17 protein-coding genes are annotated in these 21,929 nt (G+C 59.0%); 8 read left to right on the top strand and 9 right to left on the bottom strand.

All coding sequences use genetic code 11. The features are described from left to right. Positions 1–32 precede the first annotated feature (32 nt). The 8 genes from AC07V0_RS23100 to AC07V0_RS23065 form a co-directional block, all read right to left on the bottom strand. A complete protein-coding gene (locus AC07V0_RS23100) occupies positions 33–1,628 on the bottom strand; it encodes an ABC transporter substrate-binding protein (protein ID WP_018929517.1) in 1,596 nt (531 codons plus the stop codon). A 77-nt stretch (positions 1,629–1,705) separates the two neighbouring features. Then, entirely contained in the window at positions 1,706–3,139 is a 1,434-nt protein-coding gene (locus AC07V0_RS23095) for an OprD family porin (RefSeq protein WP_018929518.1), read from the bottom strand. A gap of 172 nt (positions 3,140–3,311) precedes the next feature. Further along, a complete protein-coding gene (locus AC07V0_RS23090; RefSeq protein WP_018929519.1) occupies positions 3,312–4,913 on the bottom strand; it encodes an ABC transporter substrate-binding protein in 1,602 nt (533 codons plus the stop codon). Between the two features lie 302 nt (positions 4,914–5,215). Next, positions 5,216–6,841, bottom strand: a complete 1,626-nt coding sequence (locus AC07V0_RS23085) for an ABC transporter substrate-binding protein (RefSeq protein ID WP_018929520.1) — start codon at positions 6,839–6,841, stop codon at positions 5,216–5,218. Positions 6,842–7,098: 257 nt separating this feature from the next. Continuing rightward, the gene (locus AC07V0_RS23080; RefSeq protein WP_086946003.1) at positions 7,099–8,709 is read right to left on the bottom strand and encodes an ABC transporter substrate-binding protein; all 1,611 of its coding nucleotides are present in this window, start codon (positions 8,707–8,709) and stop codon (positions 7,099–7,101) included. Positions 8,710–8,989: 280 nt separating this feature from the next. Next, the gene (locus AC07V0_RS23075; protein WP_018929522.1) at positions 8,990–9,223 is read right to left on the bottom strand and encodes a hypothetical protein; all 234 of its coding nucleotides are present in this window, start codon (positions 9,221–9,223) and stop codon (positions 8,990–8,992) included. Between the two features lie 4 nt (positions 9,224–9,227). Next, entirely contained in the window at positions 9,228–9,710 is a 483-nt protein-coding gene (locus tag AC07V0_RS23070; RefSeq protein ID WP_019582420.1) for a hypothetical protein, read from the bottom strand. 143 nt (positions 9,711–9,853) lie between these two features. Continuing rightward, positions 9,854–10,570 carry an SIMPL domain-containing protein gene (locus tag AC07V0_RS23065; protein WP_018929524.1) on the bottom strand — a complete coding sequence of 239 codons (717 nt, stop codon included), beginning with the start codon at positions 10,568–10,570 and terminating at the stop codon, positions 9,854–9,856. Positions 10,571–10,962: 392 nt separating this feature from the next. Between AC07V0_RS23065 and AC07V0_RS23060 the strand changes: the two genes are divergently transcribed. From AC07V0_RS23060 to AC07V0_RS23045, 4 genes are all read left to right on the top strand, one after another. After that, a complete protein-coding gene (locus AC07V0_RS23060; protein WP_018929525.1) occupies positions 10,963–12,225 on the top strand; it encodes an ATP-binding protein in 1,263 nt (420 codons plus the stop codon). After that, positions 12,218–12,778 (top strand): response regulator transcription factor, encoded by a 561-nt coding sequence (locus AC07V0_RS23055; protein ID WP_007939714.1) that lies wholly within the window; start codon positions 12,218–12,220, stop codon positions 12,776–12,778. Before AC07V0_RS23060 ends, AC07V0_RS23055 begins: the two co-directional genes overlap by 8 nt. A 96-nt stretch (positions 12,779–12,874) precedes the next feature. Then, positions 12,875–14,602, top strand: coding sequence for an ABC transporter ATP-binding protein/permease (locus AC07V0_RS23050; RefSeq protein ID WP_018929527.1), 1,728 nt, complete (start codon positions 12,875–12,877; stop codon positions 14,600–14,602). Between the two features lie 165 nt (positions 14,603–14,767). Continuing rightward, positions 14,768–15,514: a FadR/GntR family transcriptional regulator gene (locus AC07V0_RS23045; protein WP_018929528.1), complete on the top strand. Its 747-nt coding sequence runs from the start codon at positions 14,768–14,770 to the stop codon at positions 15,512–15,514. A 70-nt stretch (positions 15,515–15,584) separates the two neighbouring features. On the opposite strand, the gene AC07V0_RS23040 is transcribed toward AC07V0_RS23045, so the two are convergent. Further along, positions 15,585–15,959, bottom strand: coding sequence for a hypothetical protein (locus AC07V0_RS23040; protein WP_495019946.1), 375 nt, complete (start codon positions 15,957–15,959; stop codon positions 15,585–15,587). A gap of 368 nt (positions 15,960–16,327) precedes the next feature. Here AC07V0_RS23040 and kdgD point away from each other — a divergent pair, with 368 nt between their 5' ends. The 4 genes from kdgD to garD all read left to right on the top strand — a co-directional run bounded on the left by kdgD (position 16,328) and on the right by garD (position 21,777). Further along, positions 16,328–17,239 (top strand): 5-dehydro-4-deoxyglucarate dehydratase, encoded by a 912-nt coding sequence (gene kdgD / locus AC07V0_RS23035; RefSeq protein ID WP_007939720.1) that lies wholly within the window; start codon positions 16,328–16,330, stop codon positions 17,237–17,239. A 59-nt stretch (positions 17,240–17,298) separates the two neighbouring features. Then, complete coding sequence (locus AC07V0_RS23030; protein ID WP_495019945.1) at positions 17,299–18,744, top strand: aldehyde dehydrogenase family protein; 1,446 nt, start codon at positions 17,299–17,301, stop codon at positions 18,742–18,744. A 100-nt stretch (positions 18,745–18,844) separates the two neighbouring features. Next, entirely contained in the window at positions 18,845–20,212 is a 1,368-nt protein-coding gene (locus AC07V0_RS23025; RefSeq protein ID WP_018929531.1) for an MFS transporter, read from the top strand. 11 nt (positions 20,213–20,223) lie between these two features. After that, entirely contained in the window at positions 20,224–21,777 is a 1,554-nt protein-coding gene (garD, locus tag AC07V0_RS23020) for a galactarate dehydratase (RefSeq protein WP_495019944.1), read from the top strand. Positions 21,778–21,929 lie beyond the last annotated feature (152 nt).

The following is a 21,929-nucleotide window of genomic DNA, read 5'->3' as shown; positions in this document are numbered from 1 at the left end:
CGCTGGGGTCAGCGATGCCGGGCGTTTCTTATCTACTTCACCTGGGTGGTGGCGAAGTTGTTAGTGGTGAGGGGGCTAATGTGATAACCCTCTACGTTGGTGCGCATTGCAGTGAACATGCGGGTGTGCGCCATGCTGATCCATGGCTGGTCCTGATTGAAAACGTCCTGGGCCTGTTCGTAGAGCGCCGTGCGTTCAGCCGGGTTCACTTTGGCCCGTGCTTCGTCGATCAGCGCCTGGAACTTTTCATTGCACCAGCGAGCGTAGTTTTCGCCGTTCTTGGCGGCCTCACAACTGAGCATAGGCGTCAGGAAGTTATCCGGGTCGCCGTTATCGCCTGCCCAACCGGCGGACACCATATCGTGTTCGCCGTTCTTCGCGCGCTTGAGCATCTCGCCCCATTCCATGACACGAATATCGACCTTGATGCCGACCTTGGCCAGATCTGCCTGCATCATTTGTGCGCCGAGCATCGGATTAGGGTTGGTCGGGCCGCCGCCGTTACGGGTGAACAGGGTGAACACGGTGCCCTCCGGTACCCCGGCTTCCTTGAGCAGGGCACGAGCCTTGTCGAGGTCGCGAGGCGGGTTGGTCAGTTTATGGTTGTAGCCCAGCAGGGTGTCCGGGTACGGGTTGACCGCCACCGTCGCATTGCCTTTGCCGAACAGCGCGTTGACATAGGCCTCTTTGTCGAACGCGATGTCGATGGCTTTGCGCACCCGCACGTCGCTCATGTACTTGCGGGAGGTATTCATGGCGACATAGGAGACGGTCATCGCGTTCAGCTCATCAACCTTCAGGTTGGTGTCTTTCTTGATGCTCGGGATGTCATCCGGTTTTGGATACAGCGCGATCTGGCACTCGTTGGCCTTGAGCTTTTGCAGGCGCACGTTGTTGTCGGTGGCAATCGCCAGGACTAGCGCATCAGCCGGTGGCTTGCCACGGAAGTAGTCCGGGTTGGCCTTGAAGCGCACCTGGGCGTCCTTGGCGTAACGCTGGAAGATGAACGGGCCGGTACCGACCGGTTTGTTGTTCAGGTCGCCGGTCTTGTTGGCCTTGAGCAGTTGATCGGCGTACTCGGCGGAGTAGATCGAAGAGAAGGCCATGGCGATGTCGGCCAGGAACGGCGCTTCGCGGCGGGTCAGGGTGAACTTGACCGTGTTGTCGTCGACTTTCTCTACGCTTTTGAGCAGTTCCTTGAAGCCCATGCTCTCAAAGTACGGGAAGCCCACGCTCGACAGCTTGTGCCATGGGTGATTCGGGTCCAGCTGACGCTGGAAGCTCCAGACCACGTCGTCGGCGTTCATGTCGCGGGTCGGCTTGAAGTAATCGGTGGTGTGAAACTTGACGCCTTTGCGCAGGTGGAACGTGTAGGTCAGGCCGTCTTCACTGATGTCCCAGGATTCGGCCAGCGCCGGAATCACTTCAGTGGTGCCGGGCTTGAAGTCCGCCAGGCGATTGAAGATGGTTTCGGCCACTGCGTCGGCTGTGACTGCAGTCGTGTACTGGGCCATATCGAAGCCTTCCGGGCTGGCTTCGGTACAGACCACCAAGGGTTTGGCCGAGACGCCAACAGCGACACTCAGCAATGCGGCAGCGATGGCCGCTCGTAGGGGAAGCATTTTCATCAAGAACCCTCTGCAATCGGTTGAACAGGAAAAAACCGAACGGCCGACTCGTCATGAGTCAGCCGCCGGCGTGCGTTTTACAAAATGTTGAACGGGATGGTGGTCACGAGACGGAACTCGTTGATGCTGCCATCCGCCTGGTTTTCGCTGGCACGGTGCGCGGTGTAGGTTGCGCGAACAGTGGTGGCCTTCAGCGGGCCGCTCTGCAGGGCGTAGGTCGCACCGATACCGTATTCGTAATGGGTTTCGCCATCCTGGGCCTGGATACCGTCGTAACCCTTGCCTGCTACGCCTTCATTGCCGGTGTAGTGAGTACCGTCGATGCCCCAGCCACGTGCCTGGTAGATGTTGAACTTCAGACCTGGCACGCCGTATTCGGCCATGTTCAGACCGTAGGCAATCTGGAAGGACTTCTCGTTCGGGCCGTTGAAGTCCGACAGCAGGGAGTTGGCCAGGTAGATGCCGTTGGTTTCGTGCAGGTAGTCGAAGTACTCGTTACCGTTCACTTCCTGGTAGGAGAAGGTCAGGCTGTGGGCCTGGTGGGTCAGGCCGAACGACAGGGAGTAGGTGTCGTTGTCGATTTTGCCTATGAGGGCTTTACCTTCTTCCTGGGTTTTGTAGTAGTTCAGGCCGGTGGTCAGGCTCAGGACCTGGCTGTCGCCCAGCACATGACTGGCGCCGAAGTAGTACTGGTTCCAGATGTCTTCGGCCTGGGTCGCCCAAAGGCTGGTGGTCAGGCTGGCGAATGGGGTGTAGGTGATACCGCCGGTGTAGATGTGATCGGTTTCAACGATGCCGTTGGCGTATTCGGTGCGGAATTTACGCTGGCTTTCTTCGGTACGCGGAGAGTTGCGATCGAAGGTGGCCAGGTCGAAAGCCAGATTGTTCAGCTCTTCGCTGTGGATGGCCACACCTTCGAAGCTCGAAGGCAGCGCACGGTTACCGATGACATCGACCATCGGGCTGCTGAAGTTCATGCGGCCAGCGGTCAGGGTAGTGTTGGAGACACGGGCCTTGACGTTGGCCAGGCCCAGTTTGCTCCACTGGCCGACGGCGTCACCACCTTCTTCGGTCAGGGTACGGTTGTTGCCCGCGCCAGGACGGGTTCCCGGTGCGCCGCCGTTGTTGGACGCCAGATCCTTGCGATCACGATCCAGAGCGATGGCGTTGTAGGCCGCCACTTCGGTGCTGAAACCTACGGTGCCTTGAGTGAAGCCGGAGTTGTACTTGAGGATGGTGCCCTGAACCCAGTTGATACGACGATCAGTCGGGGTTGATACACCGTCTTTCTTGTAGCTGAACGTGCCGCCACGTTTCAGTTGCTCGTTGGCATACCAGTTACGCGTGCTACCGGTGATCGACTGCCCTTCGACGAAGCCAGTGGCTTCACTCTGAGCACTTTTCTCATTCACGGTAACCGGGGTGAACGCCTGGCTCTGGGACTCTGCGTAAGCCGTGGCGGTCACGCTGCTGATGGCCAAGGCCAATAACGCGGTGCTGCTCAGTTTCATGTGTGAAGCTCCTTTCTTTCTTTTTTTAATGCCGGTCTTTTTTGGTGATCCGGCTATTTGGTTTAGAACTCATTCAGGCTTCGCAAACGTTTGCTGCAGGCCGATTTGACGAATTACGGCAATACGCTTGCGTGAGGGCGGAATCCGCCCCCCAGCGTTTCTGGCTAATTGGTTATTGGTCGATACTGACGCCCGAGAACACGTTGCGACCGAAGGGGCTGACCTTGAACCCTTCGACTTTGGCGCTCAACGGCTGGTTGACCGTCGAGTGGGCGACCGGCGTGATCGGCACCTGCTGCTTGAGGTACTGCTGCGCCTGTTTGTAGAGCACGGTGCGCTGGTCGCGATCGGTGACGACCTTGGCCTGCTTGATCAGCTTGTCGTAGGCCGGATCACACCACATGGAGTAGTTGTTGCCGCCGATGGCATCGCAGCTGTAGAGCGTGCCGAGCCAGTTGTCCGGGTCACCGTTGTCACCGGTCCAGCCGATCAGGCTGATGTCGTGCTCGCCGTTCTTGGTGCGCTTGATGTACTCGCCCCATTCATAGCTGACGATCTTGACCTTGAGGCCGATCTTCGCCCAGTCCGCCTGGAGCATTTCGGCCATCAGTTTGGCGTTGGGGTTGTACGGACGCTGGACCGGCATGGCCCAGAGAGTGATTTCGGTGCCTTCCTTCACGCCGGCAGCCTTGAGCAGTTCCTTGGCTTTTTCCGGGTTGTAGGAGGCGTCCTTTATGGTGTCGTCATAGGACCACTGGGTCGGTGGCATGGCATTGACCGCCAGTTGACCGGCACCTTGATAGACGGCGTTGAGAATGCCTTGCTTGTTCACCGCCATGTCCAGCGCCTGGCGCACTTCGAGCTGGTCGAAAGGCTTGTGCCGGACGTTGTAGGCGATGTAGCCGAGGTTGAAGCCGGGTTTCTCGATCAGCTGCAGTTTCGGATCATTCTTCAGTGCGGTCACGTCGGCGGGGCGCGGGTGCAGGGTGATCTGGCATTCGTTGGCCTTGAGCTTCTGCACGCGCACCGAGGCGTCGGTGTTGATGGCAAAAATCAGGTTGTCGAGCTTGACCCGGCTCGGGTCCCAGTACTGTTTGTTGCCGCTGTAACGGATGTTGGAGTCTTTCTGGTAGCTCTTGAACACGAACGGCCCGGTGCCGATCGGCTTCTGGTTGATCTCGCTCGGCTTGCCGGCCGCCAGCAACTGGTCGGCGTATTCGGCCGAAAGGATGGCGGCGAAGCTCATGGCGATGTTCTGGATGAACGCGGCGTCGACGTTGTTGAGCGTCATCACAACGGTCAGCGGCCCGGTCTTTTCGACCTTGGCAATATTCTTGTTCAGGCTCATCCCGTTGAAATACGGGAACTCGGTCGGATAAGCCTTACGGAACGGGTGCTGCGGATCGAGCATGCGATTAAACGTGAACAGCACGTCGTCGGCGTTGAAATCGCGAGTCGGCGTGAAGTATTTGGTCGTGTGAAACTTCACCCCTTCACGCAGATGAAACGTGTATTTGAGTCCGTCCTCGGAAATATCCCAGCGGGTTGCCAGGCCTGGCACGACATTGGTGGCGCCTTTTTCAAACTCTGCCAAACGGTTGTACAGCGGCTCGGCGGCGTCGTTATCGGTCGCAGTGGTGTACTGCGCGGTGTCGAAACCGGCGGGGCTGCCTTCGGAGCAGAACACCAGGCTGTTATTGGCGGCCTGGCTGATGGAAGTGGCGGCCAGCAGGCCGGTGCCCAGCAATGCGGATAAAACCAAGGAATGGCGCATGACGCTCCCTCTTTTTTTAGTGTTATTCAATGCGCCGCGATCCCGTCCGTGGACGTTGTGGCGGCATTGAGCTCAAACCAATACGGGCAGCAAACCGATAGCCCACACAGTCACTGGTCAGAACCCGACGGTAGGTGCCGTGGGTCTGGCAGTAAATGCGCTGAGTCCTAAAGACTCGTAGGAAAAGGCAACGCGTCCTAACCCCTGGCTGCGTCAGACAGCGGATTTGGATGTAGGCAAATTCCTAACTTCTCGGCAGAAAAAAGCAGCGGCGACACTGAAAACGTCGCCGCTGCCTTTTCTTATTTGCTGACGCTGACGCCGTAGAAGGAGTTCAAGCCAAATGGGCTGATCTTGAAGTCCTGCACGTTGGCGCGCATGGGTTGGAACACCGTCGAGTGAGCGATAGGTGTCATTGGAACAGCATCTTTGAGGACGTGTTGCGCCTGTTTGTACAGTTCGGTGCGCTTGGCCTGATCGGTGGTGCGTTTGGCTTCCTTGACGAGGCCGTCGAATTTCTTGTCGCACCATTTGGAGAAGTTGTTGCCACTCAGCGAGTCGCAGCCGAACAGCACGTTGAGCCAGTTGTCCGGATCACCATTGTCGCCGCTCCAGCCGATGATCATCGCCTGGTTCTCGCCGCCTTTGGAGCGCTTGATGTACTCGCCCCATTCGTAGCTGGTGATCTTCACGTTCAGGCCGATCTTCTTCCAGTCGGACTGCAGCATTTCAGCCATCAGCTTGGCGTTCGGGTTGTACGGACGCTGTACCGGCATCGCCCACAGAACGATTTCGGTGCCTTCCTTGACGCCGGCTTCCTTGAGCAGCTGCTTGGCTTTCTCAGGATCGTACTTGGCATCCTTGATGGTGGTGTCGTAGGACCATTGGGTCGGCGGCATGGCGTTGACGGCCAGTTGGCCTGCGCCCTGATAAACCGAGTCGATGATCTGCGGCTTGTTGACGGCCATGTCCAGCGCCTGACGAACTCGCAGGTCGGCCAGCGGGTTCGGCTCGTTGCTGCCCTTGACCTTGTCCATCACGTTATAGGCGATGTAGCCCAGGTTGAAACCAGCCTGCTCAGGCATCTTCAAAGTTTTATCTTCTTTGAGCGCCTTCAGGTCGGCTGGACGCGGGAACAGAGTGATCTGGCACTCGTTCTTCTTCAGCTTCTGGATGCGTACCGACGGGTCGGTGGTGATGGCGAAGATCAGGTTGTCGATCTTCACGTCATCAGGCTTCCAGTAGTCCTTGTTCCCGGTGTAGCGGATGTTGGAGTCTTTCTGGTAGCTCTTGAACACGAACGGGCCGGTGCCGATCGGTTTCTGGTTGATGTCGGCAGCCTTGCCTTCCTTGAGCAGCTGGGCAGCGTACTCGGCGGACTGGATCGAGGCGAAGCTCATGGCCATGTTCTGAATGAACGCGGCGTCTACGTCTTTGAGGGTGAACTTGACGGTGTGGTCGTCGACTTTATCGATCTTGGTGATGTTGGTATCCATCCCCATGTCGGTGAAGTACGGGAATTCGGTCGGGTACGCCTTACGGAACGGGTCATCCTTGTTAATCATGCGATTGAAGGTGAACAGCACGTCGTCGGCGTTGAACTCACGCGTCGGCTTGAAATACGGGGTGGTGTGGAACTTGACGCCTTCACGCAGGTGGAAAGTGTAAGTCAGGCCGTCACTGGAAATGTCCCACTTGGTCGCCAGGCCAGGAATCACGGCGGTGCCGCCGCGCTCGAACTGGGTCAGGCGGTTGAACATGGTTTCTGCAGAGGCGTCGAAGTCGGTTCCGGTGGTGTATTGACCTGGGTCGAAACCGGCCGGGCTTCCTTCGGAGCAGAACACCAGGTTAGACGCCGCTTGGGCGAAAGGTGCACTGGCTAACAGGCTTGCGCCGACTAAAAACGGAATGACCGCGTGTTTAAGCATGGTGGCCTCATGATTTGTTGTCATTTTTGGATTAGAGGACGACCTCGTGAGTCGACCTGCGGATACTTATGCAGGGGCCGTACCCAATGCAAGATCCGGAATGGCCACAAGTCCTAAAGAGTGGCACGAACGTACCTTAATGTCGCATATGTGTAAAAACTGATGTATTTGACCGTTTGCGCAGGTTTTTTACGGTGCAAGTCGTGCACCGATAAGGGGCGACCGGGGCGGTTGACGCACCCGGTTGGAGCCTGGTGTTACTTATTTATACCCACGCCATAGAACGGTGTGAGGCCAAACGGACTGATCTTGAAGTCGGTGACTTCCTTGCGCAGTGGCTGGAACACCGTCGAGTTGGCAATGGGTGTGATAGGTACTTGTTGTTTAAGGATTTGCTGGGCCTGTTGGTACAGTTTGACCCGCTGTTGTTTGTCCGTGGACACCTTGGCTTGCTGCACCAGTTTGTCGTAGACCGGGTCACACCATTTGGCGTAGTTGCTACCTTTCACCGCAGCGCAGCTGTAGAGCACGCCGAGCCAGTTATCCGGGTCACCGTTGTCGCCGGTCCAGCCGTAGATCATTGCGTCATGCTCACCGTTCTTGGCGCGCTTGATGTACTCGCCCCATTCATAGCTGACGATGTTGGCCTTGATCCCGACTTTCTCCCAATCCTGCTGGATCATCTGTGCCGACATCCGCGCATTGGGGTTGGAGGCGCGCTGCACGGTCATGGCCCACAGATTAATTGTAGTGCCGGGTGCAACCCCCGCTTCTTTCAGTAGCGCGCGGGCTTTGGTCGGGTCGTGCGGGGCGTCCTTGATGCTCGGGTCATACGACCATTGCGCCGGTGGCAAGGCGTTTTGCGCCAGTTGCCCGGCACTCTGGTAGACAGCCTTGATGATCGCCGGCTTGTCGATGGCCATGTCCAGCGCCTGACGCACCTTGAGCTGGTCCAGCGGTGGGTGGGTCACGTTGTAGGCAAGGAAGCCGAGGTTGAAACCGGCTTGCTTGAGCACCCTCAGATTAGGGTCTTGCTCCATCACTTCGATGTCTGCCGGGCGTGGGTAGCCGCTGACCTGGCACTCGCCGGCCTTGAGTTTTTGCAAGCGCACGGCGGCGTCCGGGGTGATCGAGAAAATCAGGTTGTCGAGTTTCACGTCCTCGGGTTTCCAGTAGGCCTTGTTGGCGGTGTAGCGGATTTGCGAGTCCTTTTGGTAGCGCTTGAACACGAACGGGCCGGTGCCGACGGGTTTCTGGTTGAGGTCGGCGGCTTTGCCTTCCTTTAACAGTTGGGCGGCGTATTCGGCGGATTGCACCGAGGCGAAGCTCATGGCGAGGTTTTGCACGAATGCGGCGTCGACGTTGTTCAGGCTGAAGCGCACGGTGTGGTCGTCGATCTTGTCGATGCTTTTGATCGTGGTGTTCAGGCCCATGTCGGTGAAGTACGGCGACTCGGCGGGGTAGGCCTTGCGGAAGGCGTTGTCCGGGTCGAGCAGGCGCTGGAAGGTGAACAGCACGTCGTCGGCGTTGAAGTCGCGGGTGGGGGTGAAGTAGTCGGTGGTGTGGAATTTCACGCCGTCGCGCAGGTGGAAGGTGTAGGTGAGGCCGTCCTCGGATACGTCCCATTTTGTTGCCAGGCCGGGTTCGATTTCGGTGCCGCCGCGTTTGAATTGGGTGAGGCGGTTGAAGACGGTTTCGGCGGAGGCGTCGAAGTCGGTGCCGCTGGTGTATTGGCTGGGGTCGAATCCGGCAGGGCTGGCTTCGGAGCAGTAGACCAGGGTGGTGGCGGCTTGGGCGGTTTGTGCGAGTGATGCGGTTGTGGCGAGGGCGAGTGCGAGCAGAAGTGGTTTGACGGTGGTTCTTTCCATGGAGTCCCCGGGATTTGAGCAGCGATATTTTCCTGAGAGTAGCGTTGTTGGCGGGGAGGGTGGAAATATCGTTTTTTGAGGGGGACCCCTCTATCCGGGCATAGTCTGCCGGTCTTTGCGTTGATGGCGGACTGTAGGAGCTGCCGAAGGCTGTGATCTTTTGATCTTAAAAATCAACGTCAAAAGATCGCAGCCTTCGGCAGCTCCTACGCAAAGCGGTGTCAGGCGGGCGTTGTGGGTGAAGTTAATCCGTTTCACGTTGCTTGAATGAGCGCGTGGCTCACGCCGTATACCGGGCCCGACTAAAAAACAGCGCAGCCCCGAGGGCGATAGCATTGGTTGAAACGATGCCCAGATCGAAGCCGGCGATGAAAGGCGGCAGCATAAAAATACTCGAAAACCCCAGAGCGAACAGGGTGATGCCCAGCCATTTTCTGAGGCCATAGGATTTCAGATAGAAGAACAACAGCAGGAATACTGCATAAGCCACGGCGTACAGGCCATATTCGTTCATGATCTCACCCGCCTTGAGTCTTGATGATCATGGACGATCCTGAGTGCTGAGGGCCTATGCCACCGCTGACCTGTGCATCCAGGCTGACGATGACATCGCCGGCGTGATAAGTCGGCAATTTGCTCAGCGTGAACTCGCGGACTGCCCATCCCACCGGGATGGCCGCACCGGGCATGAATTTACCTGCCGCTGCCCCGAAAACACCACTGGTGAGGTTGGCGATACTTGTTCGTTGAGCATTGAGTAAATCCCCCTGTTGCCGGGTCAGGGGTTTGGAGATCCCGACCATCATTTGGCAAGGCAAATCCTTGGCGAGCATTTTGTCATAGAGCTCTACCACCAGATTGCTCACTTCATAGTGGGCGGCTTTCGCTTCACCAAAATGCAGTGTTCTGAGGCTACCCCGTTCACCGGCTGACAGGGTGAAGCGCGATACGTTGAAGACAATTCCATGGTTGCCGGAAAACTGATCCCTTTCAAACTTCAATGCTCGCGTCCTTATCGAGTCTGGAAAGGCAGGGAGTTTCTCTTAGCTCCTGGGCTTTCGCAAATGCAAAATCAAAAGCAGCTGAGGCGGCCTGTTTACTCGCGTGTACACCGCCCTGCCGTTTTCGTGTCCGGGTTATCGCATCAAGGCATCAACACTTCAATCGCCCCATCCGCTGTCATGCTGACCTGGCTGGTGCCGGCTTCAACTTCTGGCGTCACCGGTGCCGAATCCATGCCGGCGGCTTTCATCATCATCGGCCCGCGCATGTACGGTTGTGGATAGCCGTTGCTGTTGAGGTTCAGGTTGACGATTTTGTAGCTCTTGCCGCCCAGGGCGTCGGTGGCCAGTTGGGCGCGGGCCTTGAAGGCGGTCACGGCTTCTTTGAGCAGGGCGTCTTCGCTGGCTTTGCGGGTTGGCGTTGCGATGGCGAAGTCCATGCCGCCCATTTTCAGGTCGGTGAGCAATTCGCCGGTGAGTTTGGACAGGGCGGCGAAGTCCGAGCTTTCCAGGCGCAGTTCGGCGCGTTCGCGCCAGCCGGTGATTTTCTGGCCTTTGGTGTCGTAGATCGGGTAGCTGTTGCGGCTGCCTTGGCGCAGGGTGATGTCCTTGACCTGTTTGGCCTGGGCCAGCGCCTTGTTCATGGTAGTGCTGACGTCGGCGGCGAGTTTGGCCGGGTCGGTGTTTTGTTCTTCGGTGTAGAGGGTCACGATCATCAGGTCGCGGGCCACTTCCTGGCTGACTTCGGCGCGCAGGGAGATCTGGTTGTAATGCAACTCGTCGACGGCCAGGGCCGGGAGGCTGGCGGCGGTGCCAACGCTTAGGGCAAGAAGGGCGGCGCTGCGGCGCAATGTGTGCATGAAAAGCTCCTTGGACGATGCGCAGGGGTTAGGGTCCGAACCTGCGTGAAACCATCAGACTCTAGCTTCAATGGTCCGTTTCGCACAGTTACAACTTCTATACAGTCTCAACCGGTGCCGGGCTTTTGTGGCGAGGGAGCTTGCTCCCGCTCGGCTGCGAAGCAGTCGCAAAGTCGGTATGCGTGGTTTGCCAGTTTCACCCGGTTGAATGGTTGGGGTCCGCTTCGCAGGCCGACGTGAGCAAGCTCCCTCGCCACAGGGGCTCATCGGCGAAGCATTCACTTATAAATCCATGAGCCGCAACTGTGGTCGTTTGCCGCACTTTCGCCTCTCAGGCCCGCGGCTTGGTTATACTCCGTGCGATCCGCCTGGAGCGCTCATCAGGAGAGCTCATGCTCGCCCCCGTACAATTGACTTCCGCCACTCGCCAGAACCTCTGGCGGCTGACTTTCATCCGGATTCTGGTGCTCGCCGCCCAGGCCGGCTCCGTAGGCCTGGCCTACTGGCTCCAGCTGCTGCCGTTGCCGTGGGTGCCGCTGGCGATGACCCTGGGCTGTTCGACGCTGTTGTGTGTGTTCACCGCCGTGCGCCTGCGCACTTCGTGGCCGGTTACCGAGCTTGAATACGCCCTGCAACTGGCCTGCGACCTGTTTATCCACAGCGCCTTGTTGTATTTCTCCGGTGGTTCGACCAACCCGTTCGTCTCTTATTACCTGGTGCCGCTGACCATCGCCGCCGTGACGCTGCCGTGGCGCTATTCGGTGATTCTGTCGGGTATCGCCCTGGCGCTGTATACGTTGCTGCTGGCGCGGTTCTACCCGCTGGAAACCTTCCCCATCGCCCGGGAAAACCTGCAGATCTACGGCATGTGGTTGAGTTTTGCCTTGGCCGCCGCCGTCATCACCTTCTTTGCTGCACGCATGGCTGAAGAGCTGCGTCGGCAGGAAGAGCTGCGTGCGATCCGTCGCGAGGAAGGCCTGCGCGATCAGCAATTGCTGGCCGTCGCGACTCAGGCTGCCGGTGCCGCTCATGAACTGGGCACGCCGCTGGCGACCATGAGCGTGTTGCTCAAAGAGATGCAGCAGGATCACCCCGACCCGATGTTGCAGGACGATTTGAAGGTTTTGCAGGATCAGGTCAAGTTGTGCAAGGAAACCTTGCAGCAACTGGTGCGCGCCGCCGAGGCCAACCGTCGTATGGCGGTGGAGATGCAGGATGTCACCGACTGGCTCGACGAAGCGCTCAACCGCTGGCACCTGATGCGTCCTGAGGCCAGTTATCGCTTCCAGCGTCTGGGCCAGGGCACGGTGCCGCGCATGGCGCCGCCGCCGGATTTGACTCAAGCGCTGTTGAACCTGCTGAACAACGCCGCCGATGCCTGCCCTGAAGGCTTGCAAGTGACCCTGGACTGGACCGTCGAAGACTTGACCATCAGCATTCGCGACCATGGTGCCGGTGTACCGCTGGCTATCGCCGAGCAGATCGGCAAACCGTTTTTTACCACCAAGGGCAAAGGTTTCGGCCTGGGCCTGTTTTTGAGCAAGGCCAGCGTGACACGCGCCGGCGGCTCAGTGAAACTCTACAGTCATGAGGAAGGCGGCACGCTCACCGAGCTGCGCCTGCCCCGTGTCGCCCGAGGAGACGAACATGAGTGACGAGATCCAAGTTGAAGGCGAAGAACTGCCGCATTTGCTGCTGGTAGACGACGATGCAACCTTCACCCGCGTGATGGCCCGCGCCATGGCCCGCCGTGGTTTTCGCGTCAGCACCGCAGGTTCCGCCGAAGAGGGCCTGACCATCGCCCAGGCCGATATCCCTGATTACGCCGCGCTGGACCTGAAAATGGACGGCGATTCAGGCCTGGTGTTGCTGCCCAAGCTGCTCGAACTCGACCCGGACATGCGCGTGGTGATCCTCACCGGTTACTCGAGCATTGCCACTGCCGTCGAGGCAATCAAGCGCGGCGCCTGCAATTACCTGTGCAAACCGGCGGATGCCGATGACGTGCTGGCCGCGCTGCTCTCCGAGCACGCCGACCTCGACAGCCTAGTGCCGGAAAACCCGATGTCCGTGGACCGTCTCCAGTGGGAGCACATCCAGCGCGTCCTGACCGAGCACGAAGGCAACATCTCCGCCACCGCCCGTGCCCTGGGCATGCACCGCCGCACGCTGCAGCGCAAACTGCAGAAGCGTCCGGTCCGTCGCTGAACGAGCGCTGAACGGTTATCGCCAGCTCTCGCGATCACACGAGCCGATCATCTATGATCGGTTCGTGTGTGTTCTTTTCTTTATCGAGCCTTATCCATGAATCAGAACGCTGAATATTCCGCGGTCAACGATGCTGTGCGCGGGCAGTTTTTTCGCAAAGTGTGGGCGATGACCACGCCTTACTGGCGCAGCGAAGAGAAGGGCAAGGCCTGGACGCTGTTGATCGCTGTGATTGCGCTGTCATTGTTCAGCGTGGCGATTTCGGTGTGGATCAACAGTTGGTACAAAGACTTCTATAACGCCCTGCAAAAGAAGGACGAAGCAGCCTTCTGGCAGCTGATTCTGTATTTCTGCGGCATCGCCGCCGTGGCGATTCTTGGCGCGGTGTATCGGCTTTATCTGACTCAGATGCTGACCATTCGCTGGCGAGCCTGGCTCACCGAAAAGCACTTCGCCCGCTGGCTAGGCAGCAAGAATTACTATCAGCTGGAGCAGGGCGGTTACACCGATAACCCGGACCAGCGGATTTCCGAAGACCTCAATAAGTTCACCACCAACACCTTGGGCCTGGGCCTTGGGCTGATACGGAACATCGTCAGCCTGGTGTCGTTTTCGATCATTTTGTGGGGCGTGTCGGGCAGCATCGAAGTGTTTGGCTTCACGATCCCCGGCTACATGTTCTGGTGCGCACTGGTTTACGCCGCCGTCGGCAGCTGGCTGACGCATGTGATCGGTCGTCGCTTGATCAGCCTCAACAACAACCAGCAACGTTTCGAAGCCGACTTGCGTTTCTCCATGGTGCGGGTCCGCGAAAATGCGGAGAGCATTGCGCTGTACAACGGCGAACCCAACGAGAACCGTCGTCTGAGCAGTCGCTTCGGCCTGGTTTGGCACAACTTCTGGGACATCATGAAAGTGTCCAAGCGCCTGACTTTCTTCACCGCCGGCTATGCCCAGATTGCAATCATCTTTCCATTCATGGTCGCTGCGCCGCGTTACTTCGCCGGCAAGATCGAACTTGGTGAGCTGATGCAAATCAACTCCGCGTTCGGCAATGTGCAGGAGAACTTCAGCTGGTTCATCAGCGCGTACCAGGACCTTGCCGAGTGGCGCGCCACCTGTGATCGTCTGCTGAGTTTCCGTCAGGCCATGACCGACAACGAAGAGCGCGCGCCGGCTATCGACGTGCAGAATCAGGGTTCGGCACTACGGGTGCATAACCTTGGTCTTGACCTCGCTGACGGTCGTCATTTGCTGACCAATGCCGACATGACCGTGGAGGAGGGCGAGCGCGTCATGCTCAGCGGTCGTTCCGGCAGCGGCAAGTCGACCTTGCTGCGAGCGATGGGGCACCTTTGGCCAGCCGGCCACGGCAGCATTCGCCTGCCGACGGCGCGTTATCTGTTCCTGCCGCAAAAACCCTATCTGCCGATTGGCAGCCTGCGTGAGGCGTTGAGTTATCCACAACCGGGCGACACCTACCCGCACGAGCGCTACGTCCACGTGCTGGAAACCAGCCGCTTGCCGCACCTGGTTTCACGTCTGGATGAAGCCAATCACTGGCAGCGCATGCTTTCGCCGGGTGAGCAGCAACGTCTGGCCTTCGCCCGTGCGCTGCTGTATGCGCCGCAATGGCTGTACATGGACGAAGCCACCTCGGCGATGGACGAAGAGGATGAAGCGTCGTTGTATCAGGCGTTGATCGATGAATTGCCGGGGCTGAGCATTGTCAGCGTCGGCCATCGCAGCAGCCTGAAACGTTTCCATCCACGGCATGTGCGCATCGAGAATGGTCACCTGGTGGACCAGGCCGTGACCGCCTGAACCTGTGGGAGCGTGGCTTGCCCGCGATGAACGATAACGCGGTTCGTCAGGAAACCGCGTCAAGGCCATCGCGGGCATGCCACGCTCCCACAGGTCAACGGTGATCGTACAACCCGCATGCGCTATGATGCGGTTTCAGCCGTTTTTTCGAGACAGACGTTCACCATGGAAAACCCGATCGACGCACCTCGCCTCCCTCGCAAGCGCCGCAGCCTCGCACAGGAATTGGTGACGGTGTTGTCCGAGCAGATCCGCGACGGTCAGCTCAAGCGTGGCGACAAATTGCCCACCGAGTCGGCGATCATGAATGCCCATGGCGTCAGCCGCACCGTGGTGCGTGAAGCGATCTCCCGTTTGCAGGCCGCAGGGCAAGTGGAAACCCGTCACGGCATCGGCACCTTCGTGCTCGACACCCCGAGCCCGAGCGGTTTTCGCATCGACCCGGCGACCGTGGTGACCTTGCGCGACGTATTGGCGATTCTGGAACTGCGCATCAGCCTGGAAGTGGAGTCCGCCGGCCTTGCCGCGCAACGTCGCAGCCCGGAGCAGTTAGCAGCGATGCGTGAGGCGCTGGACGCCCTCAACGAAAGTGCCGCCCACGCCGGCGATGCCGTGGCGTCGGACTTCCAGTTCCACCTGCAAATCGCCCTGGCCACCGGCAACCGCTACTTCACCGACATCATGACCCACCTGGGCACCAGCATCATTCCGCGCACACGCCTCAACTCCGCGCGCCTGGCCCATGACGACCAGCAGCACTACATGAGTCGCCTGAGCCGTGAACACGAAGAGATTTACGATGCGATTGCCCGGCAGGATTCCGATGCGGCGCGAGCGGCGATGCGCTTGCACCTGACCAATAGCCGCGAGCGGCTGCGCCAGGCGCATGAAGAGGCGCAGGCGCAAGGTTGAACGGTGCGTGGCAGGAAATCGTTCTACTCAAAAAAGCGCCTGACCGGTAAACGATCAGGCACGATGAGGGTCAGGCTTCGATAAACAGTATCAGGGGCTCAGAACACGGCTCCAGACTCGACTCGTCCGCGAGTTTGTAGCGCAATTCCACTTCTGTGTTCAGGTACTTATCCAGTTCTGTTTTGGGGATTCGCAGTTCAATTCCCGTCAGTTTTACCATGTCGTCGCAGGCGTCATCCCAGACGCCGGTAGGCTCTGCGAGGCCCTCCCAGTCAGGCTCTTCCGTATTTGTGCCGAGGATCGGGTAGACATCCCAGTTCGGCGGAATATCGTTCGGGTCCGGCACGCGGACGATCAAGTCTTCACTTAGGGTCGATAGCTGGATGGTTGCCCGATCGGCTGAGTACTCCGGGAACTGCGGAAGGTGTGCAATAGCAAAAGTCATGTTGAATCGCTCTCCTTGAAAGATCTGCCGCGATCCTTCGCGGCAGTCGTCGCACTTTACCGGGCGCATCGGTGATCTGCCGAACCCGATCATGACCAGGCATTTCAAGGTTCAACACTGCGCGCAGGCAATGATCCTGGGGCGTTGAGTGAAAAATTCCCGAGGGTGCTCTTCCGACAACGTATCTCTCTTCTGAGCTTGAAAGGCGCCGCTTTCACCCCTTTAAACAACAATGTTGTCTGACAAAAATACCCACCCAGCGATGAAATGCAGTTGACGGTTGTATTTTAAGTTGTACGATGACCTACAACTTCGGCGAAAGCTGAACGGTTTTCTCACACAACGTTGCTACCCAGGGTGTTCGAATAATGAATCCACAAGAACTGAAGTCCATCCTCTCTTCCGGCTTGCTGTCGTTCCCGGTCACCGACTTCAATGCCCAGGGCGATTTCCATCGCGCGGGCTACATCAAGCGTCTCGAGTGGCTGGCCCCATACGGCGCCTCGGCGTTGTTCGCCGCAGGCGGTACCGGTGAGTTCTTCTCTCTGGCGGCCAGCGAATATTCGGAAATCATCAAGACTGCGGTCGACACCTGCGCCAGCAGCGTGCCAATCCTCGCCGGTGTCGGTGGTTCGACCCGCCAGGCTATCGAATACGCTCAGGAAGCCGAGCGCCTGGGGGCCAAAGGCCTGTTGCTGCTGCCGCACTACCTGACCGAAGCCAGCCAGGACGGCGTTGCCGCGCACGTTGAAGCCGTGTGCAAATCGGTAAAAATCGGCGTGGTGGTTTACAACCGCAATGTCTGCCGCCTGACCGCGCCGCTGCTGGAACGACTGGCCGAGCGCTGCCCGAACCTGATCGGCTACAAGGATGGCCTGGGCGATATCGAGCTGATGGTGTCGATCCGTCGCCGTCTCGGCGATCGTTTCAGCTACTTGGGCGGCTTGCCGACTGCTGAAGTCTACGCCGCGGCCTACAAGGCTTTGGGCGTACCGGTTTATTCCTCGGCGGTGTTCAACTTCATCCCGAAAACCGCGATGGATTTCTACCACGCCATTGCTCGCGAAGATCACGCCACCGTCGGCAAGATCATCGATGACTTCTTCCTGCCGTACCTGGATATCCGCAACCGCAAGGCCGGTTACGCGGTGAGCATCGTCAAGGCCGGGGCAAAAATCGCCGGCTATGACGCAGGCCCGGTGCGTGCACCGCTGACTGATCTGACGGGCGAAGAGTACGAAATGCTCGCCGCGCTGATCGACAAGCAGGGCGCGCAGTAACACTCGATAAAACCAGGGCCGCTGAGCGATCAGCGGCTTTTTGCGTGAGGAGATTTGTTGTGGCAGATGCAAAGCGTTTTGATAACTACATCAACGGTGAATGGGTGGCGGGCAGTGATTACTGCGCCAACATCAACCCGTCCGAGCTGAGCGATACCCTCGGCGACTATGCCAAGGCTGATCTGGCGCAGGTCAACGCCGCCATCGACGCCGCCCGCGCCGCGTTCCCGGCGTGGTCCACTTCCGGTATTCAGGCTCGGCACGATGCGCTGGATAAAGTCGGCAGCGAGATCCTCGCCCGTCGCGAAGAACTCGGCACGTTGCTGGCCCGGGAAGAGGGCAAGACCCTGCCCGAAGCCATCGGCGAAGTGACCCGCGCCGGCAACATCTTCAAGTTCTTCGCCGGTGAATGCCTGCGTCTGTCCGGTGACTACGTGCCGTCGGTGCGTCCGGGCGTCAATGTCGAAGTCACTCGCGAAGCGCTGGGCGTGGTCGGCCTGATCACGCCATGGAACTTCCCGATCGCGATCCCGGCGTGGAAAATCGCTCCAGCTTTGGCTTACGGCAACTGCGTGGTGCTGAAACCTGCCGATCTGGTACCGGGCTGTGCCTGGGCACTGGCGGAAATCATCTCCCGCGCCGGTTTCCCGGCCGGCGTGTTCAACCTGGTGATGGGCAGCGGGCGAGTAGTCGGCGAGGCGCTGGTCAACAGCCCGAAAGTCGATGGCATCAGCTTCACCGGTTCGGTCGGCGTGGGCCGGCAGATCGCGGTCAATTGCGTGTCGCGCCAGGCCAAGGTGCAGCTGGAGATGGGCGGCAAGAACCCGCAGATCATTCTCGACGATGCCGACCTCAAGCAAGCGGTCGAACTGTCGGTGCAGAGCGCGTTCTACTCCACCGGCCAGCGTTGCACCGCGTCGAGCCGTCTCATCGTCACCGCCGGGATTCACGACAAATTCGTCGAAGCCATGGCTGAGCGCATGAAGTCGATCAAGGTCGGTCATGCGTTGAAGTCCGGCACCGACATCGGCCCTGTGGTCTCGCAAGCGCAGTTGGAACAGGACCTGAAGTACATCGACATCGGCCAGTCCGAAGGTGCGCGTCTGGTCAGCGGCGGTGGTCTGGTGACGTGCGACACCGAGGGTTACTTCCTCGCCCCGACGCTGTTTGCCGACAGCGAAGCTGCGATGCGCATCAGCCGCGAAGAGATCTTCGGCCCGGTGGCCAACATCGTTCGCGTAGCGGATTACGACGCTGCACTGGAAATGGCCAACGACACCGAGTTCGGCCTGTCGGCGGGTATCGCCACTACGTCGCTGAAGTACGCCAACCACTTCAAGCGCCATTCCCAGGCCGGGATGGTGATGGTCAACCTGCCGACCGCCGGTGTGGATTACCACGTTCCGTTCGGTGGGCGTAAAGGTTCATCCTATGGTTCACGTGAGCAAGGTCGCTATGCGCAAGAGTTCTACACGGTCGTAAAAACTGCCTACATCGGTTCCTGATACGCCGCAATACCTGTAGGCGCCGGCTCCCATAAAAGCCGGCGCCTACAAATAAATCGTTATTACCCGCATAAAAATAATCAGTGGGAGTACATCTACAATGCAATCGACCAAGCCGACTCACGTCCGCTATTTGATTTTGCTCATGCTGTTTCTGGTGACCACGATCAACTACGCCGACCGGGCGACCATCGCGATCGCCGGCTCCAGCCTGCAAAAAGACCTCGGCATCGACGCGGTCACTCTCGGTTATATCTTCTCCGCATTCGGTTGGGCCTACGTGGCCGGGCAAATTCCCGGTGGCTGGTTGCTGGACCGGTTCGGTTCGAAAAAAGTCTATGCCCTGAGCATCTTTACCTGGTCGCTGTTCACCGTACTGCAAGGCTATGTCGGTGAGTTCGGGCTTTCCACCGCCGTCGTCGCGCTGTTCATGCTGCGCTTTCTGGTGGGCCTGGCCGAAGCGCCATCCTTCCCCGGCAACGCACGCATCGTAGCGGCGTGGTTCCCGACCGCAGAACGCGGCACCGCCTCGGCGATCTTCAACTCGGCGCAATACTTCGCCACCGTACTGTTTGCGCCGCTGATGGGCTGGATCGTCTACAGCTTCGGCTGGCAGCACGTGTTCATCGTCATGGGCGTGATCGGCATCATCTTCTCGGGGATCTGGCTGAAAGTTATCCACAGTCCGCGCCAGCACCCGATGATCAACGACGCCGAGTTCAAGCACATCGCCGACAACGGCGGCATGGTCGACATGGACCAGGACAAAGGTAAAGGCAAAAAGGTCGACGGTCCGAAGTGGGACTACATCCGCCAGTTGCTGACCAACCGCATGATGCTCGGCGTGTACCTGGGCCAGTACTGCATCAACGGCATCACCTACTTCTTCCTGACCTGGTTCCCGGTGTACCTGGTGCAAGAACGCGGCATGACCATCCTCAAGGCCGGTTTCATTGCCTCGTTGCCGGCAATCTGCGGGTTTATCGGTGGCGTGCTCGGCGGAGTGATTTCTGACTATCTGCTGCGTAAGGGCCACTCGCTGACCTTCGCCCGCAAGGCGCCGATCATCGCCGGTCTGCTGGTTTCCAGCAGCATCGTGGCTTGCAACTATGTCGATATCGAATGGATGGTGGTCGGCTTCATGGCCCTGGCCTTCTTCGGCAAAGGCGTGGGCGCGTTGGGCTGGGCGGTAGTGTCCGATACCTCGCCGAAACAGATCGCCGGTTTGAGTGGTGGCCTGTTCAACATGTTCGGCAACATTGCGTCGATCACCACGCCGATTGTCATCGGTTACATCATCAGCTCCACCGGCTCCTTCAAATGGGCGCTGGTGTTCGTCGGTTGCAACGCGCTGGTCGCGGTATTCAGCTACCTGGTGATCGTTGGCCCGATCAAACGTGTGGTACTCAAAGAGCCGCCAGTCAGCGGTCCTGAAACGAACAACAAGTTATCTGAAGCGCATTCCTGAGGAGCGGCGTCATGCAGTTGATTGAACATTCCGACTCGCCGCGCTACATCCGCCTGCACGAGCGGGACAATGTGGTGATCGTGGTCAACGATCAGGGCGTGCCGGCCGGCACCCAATTCCCCGATGGCCTGGTCACCGTGGATTTCGTGCCGCAGAGCCACAAGGTCACCCTCGAGGACATTCCCGCGGGCGGCCAGGTGATTCGATACGGCCAGACGATCGGCTACGCGTTGCAGCCGATTCCTCGCGGCAGTTGGGTCAAGGAAGATCAACTGCGCATGCCCACCGCGCCACCGCTGGACAGCTTGCCGCTATCCACCGAAGTGCCGGCCGCGCAGGCACCGCTGGAAGGCTTCACCTTCGAGGGCTATCGCAACGCCGACGGCACCGTCGGCACGCGCAACATTCTCGGCATCACCACCACCGTGCAGTGCGTCACCGGCGTGCTGGATCACGCGGTAAAACGCATCAAGGACGAGTTGCTGCCCAAGTACCCGAACGTCGATGACGTGGTGGCGCTGACCCACAGTTACGGCTGTGGCGTGGCGATCACCGCCACCGACGCGTACATCCCGATCCGCACCGTGCGCAATCTGGCGCGCAACCCGAACCTGGGGGGCGAGGCGCTGGTAATCAGCCTGGGCTGCGAGAAATTGCAGGCCGGGCAGGTGATGCATGAGAACGATAGCTCGGTGGATTTGAGCGAGCCGTGGTTGTATCGCTTGCAGGATTCCAGTCACGGTTTTACCGAGATGATCGAGCAGATCATGGCGCTGGCCGAAACCCGTTTGAAGAAGCTCGATCAACGCCGCCGGGAAACCGTGCCTGCGTCCGAGCTGATCCTCGGCATGCAGTGCGGCGGCAGCGATGCGTTCTCCGGGATCACCGCCAACCCGGCCCTGGGCTATGCCTCGGACCTGTTACTGCGGGCCGGTGCGACGGTGATGTTTTCCGAAGTCACCGAAGTGCGCGATGCGATTTACCTGCTGACGTCCCGGGCGGAAACTGAAGAAGTCGCTCAGGAACTGGTGCGGGAAATGGACTGGTACGACCGTTACCTGGCCAAGGGCGAAGCGGATCGCAGCGCCAACACCACGCCGGGGAACAAGAAGGGCGGGTTGTCGAACATTGTCGAGAAGTCCTTGGGCTCGATCGTCAAGTCCGGCAGCAGTGCGATCAACGGGGTGCTTGGCCCTGGGGAACGGTTCAAGCGCAAAGGGCTGATTTTCTGCGCGACCCCGGCCAGTGATTTTGTCTGCGGGACGTTGCAGTTGGCGGCGGGGATGAACCTGCATGTGTTCACCACCGGGCGTGGTACGCCTTATGGATTGGCGATGGCGCCAGTGGTGAAGGTCTCGACTCGCACAGAACTGGCGCAGCGCTGGCCGGACCTGATCGACATCGATGCCGGGCGGATTGCCACCGGGCGGGCGTCGATCGAAGACCTCGGCTGGGAGTTGTTCCACTACTACCTGGACGTGGCCAGCGGCAAGAAACAGACGTGGGCGGAGCAGCACAAGCTGCATAACGACATCACCTTGTTCAACCCGGCGCCGATCACGTAAGACAGCGTTATCGTTCATTGCGGGCTTGTCCGCGAAGGGGCCTTGGAACTGACTGAAGGTTTCAAGAATGTACCCTGTCTAGTCCTGAAATAGGTTTACACCTGTTTCACCCTCAAAACGCCCGATGCACCGCATCGGGCGTTTTGCATTTC

Source organism: Pseudomonas sp. GW821-FHT01E10 (genome assembly GCF_059422365.1).
The sequence above is the reverse complement of the archived record's forward strand: the minus strand, read 5'-3'. Positions and strand labels throughout refer to the sequence as shown.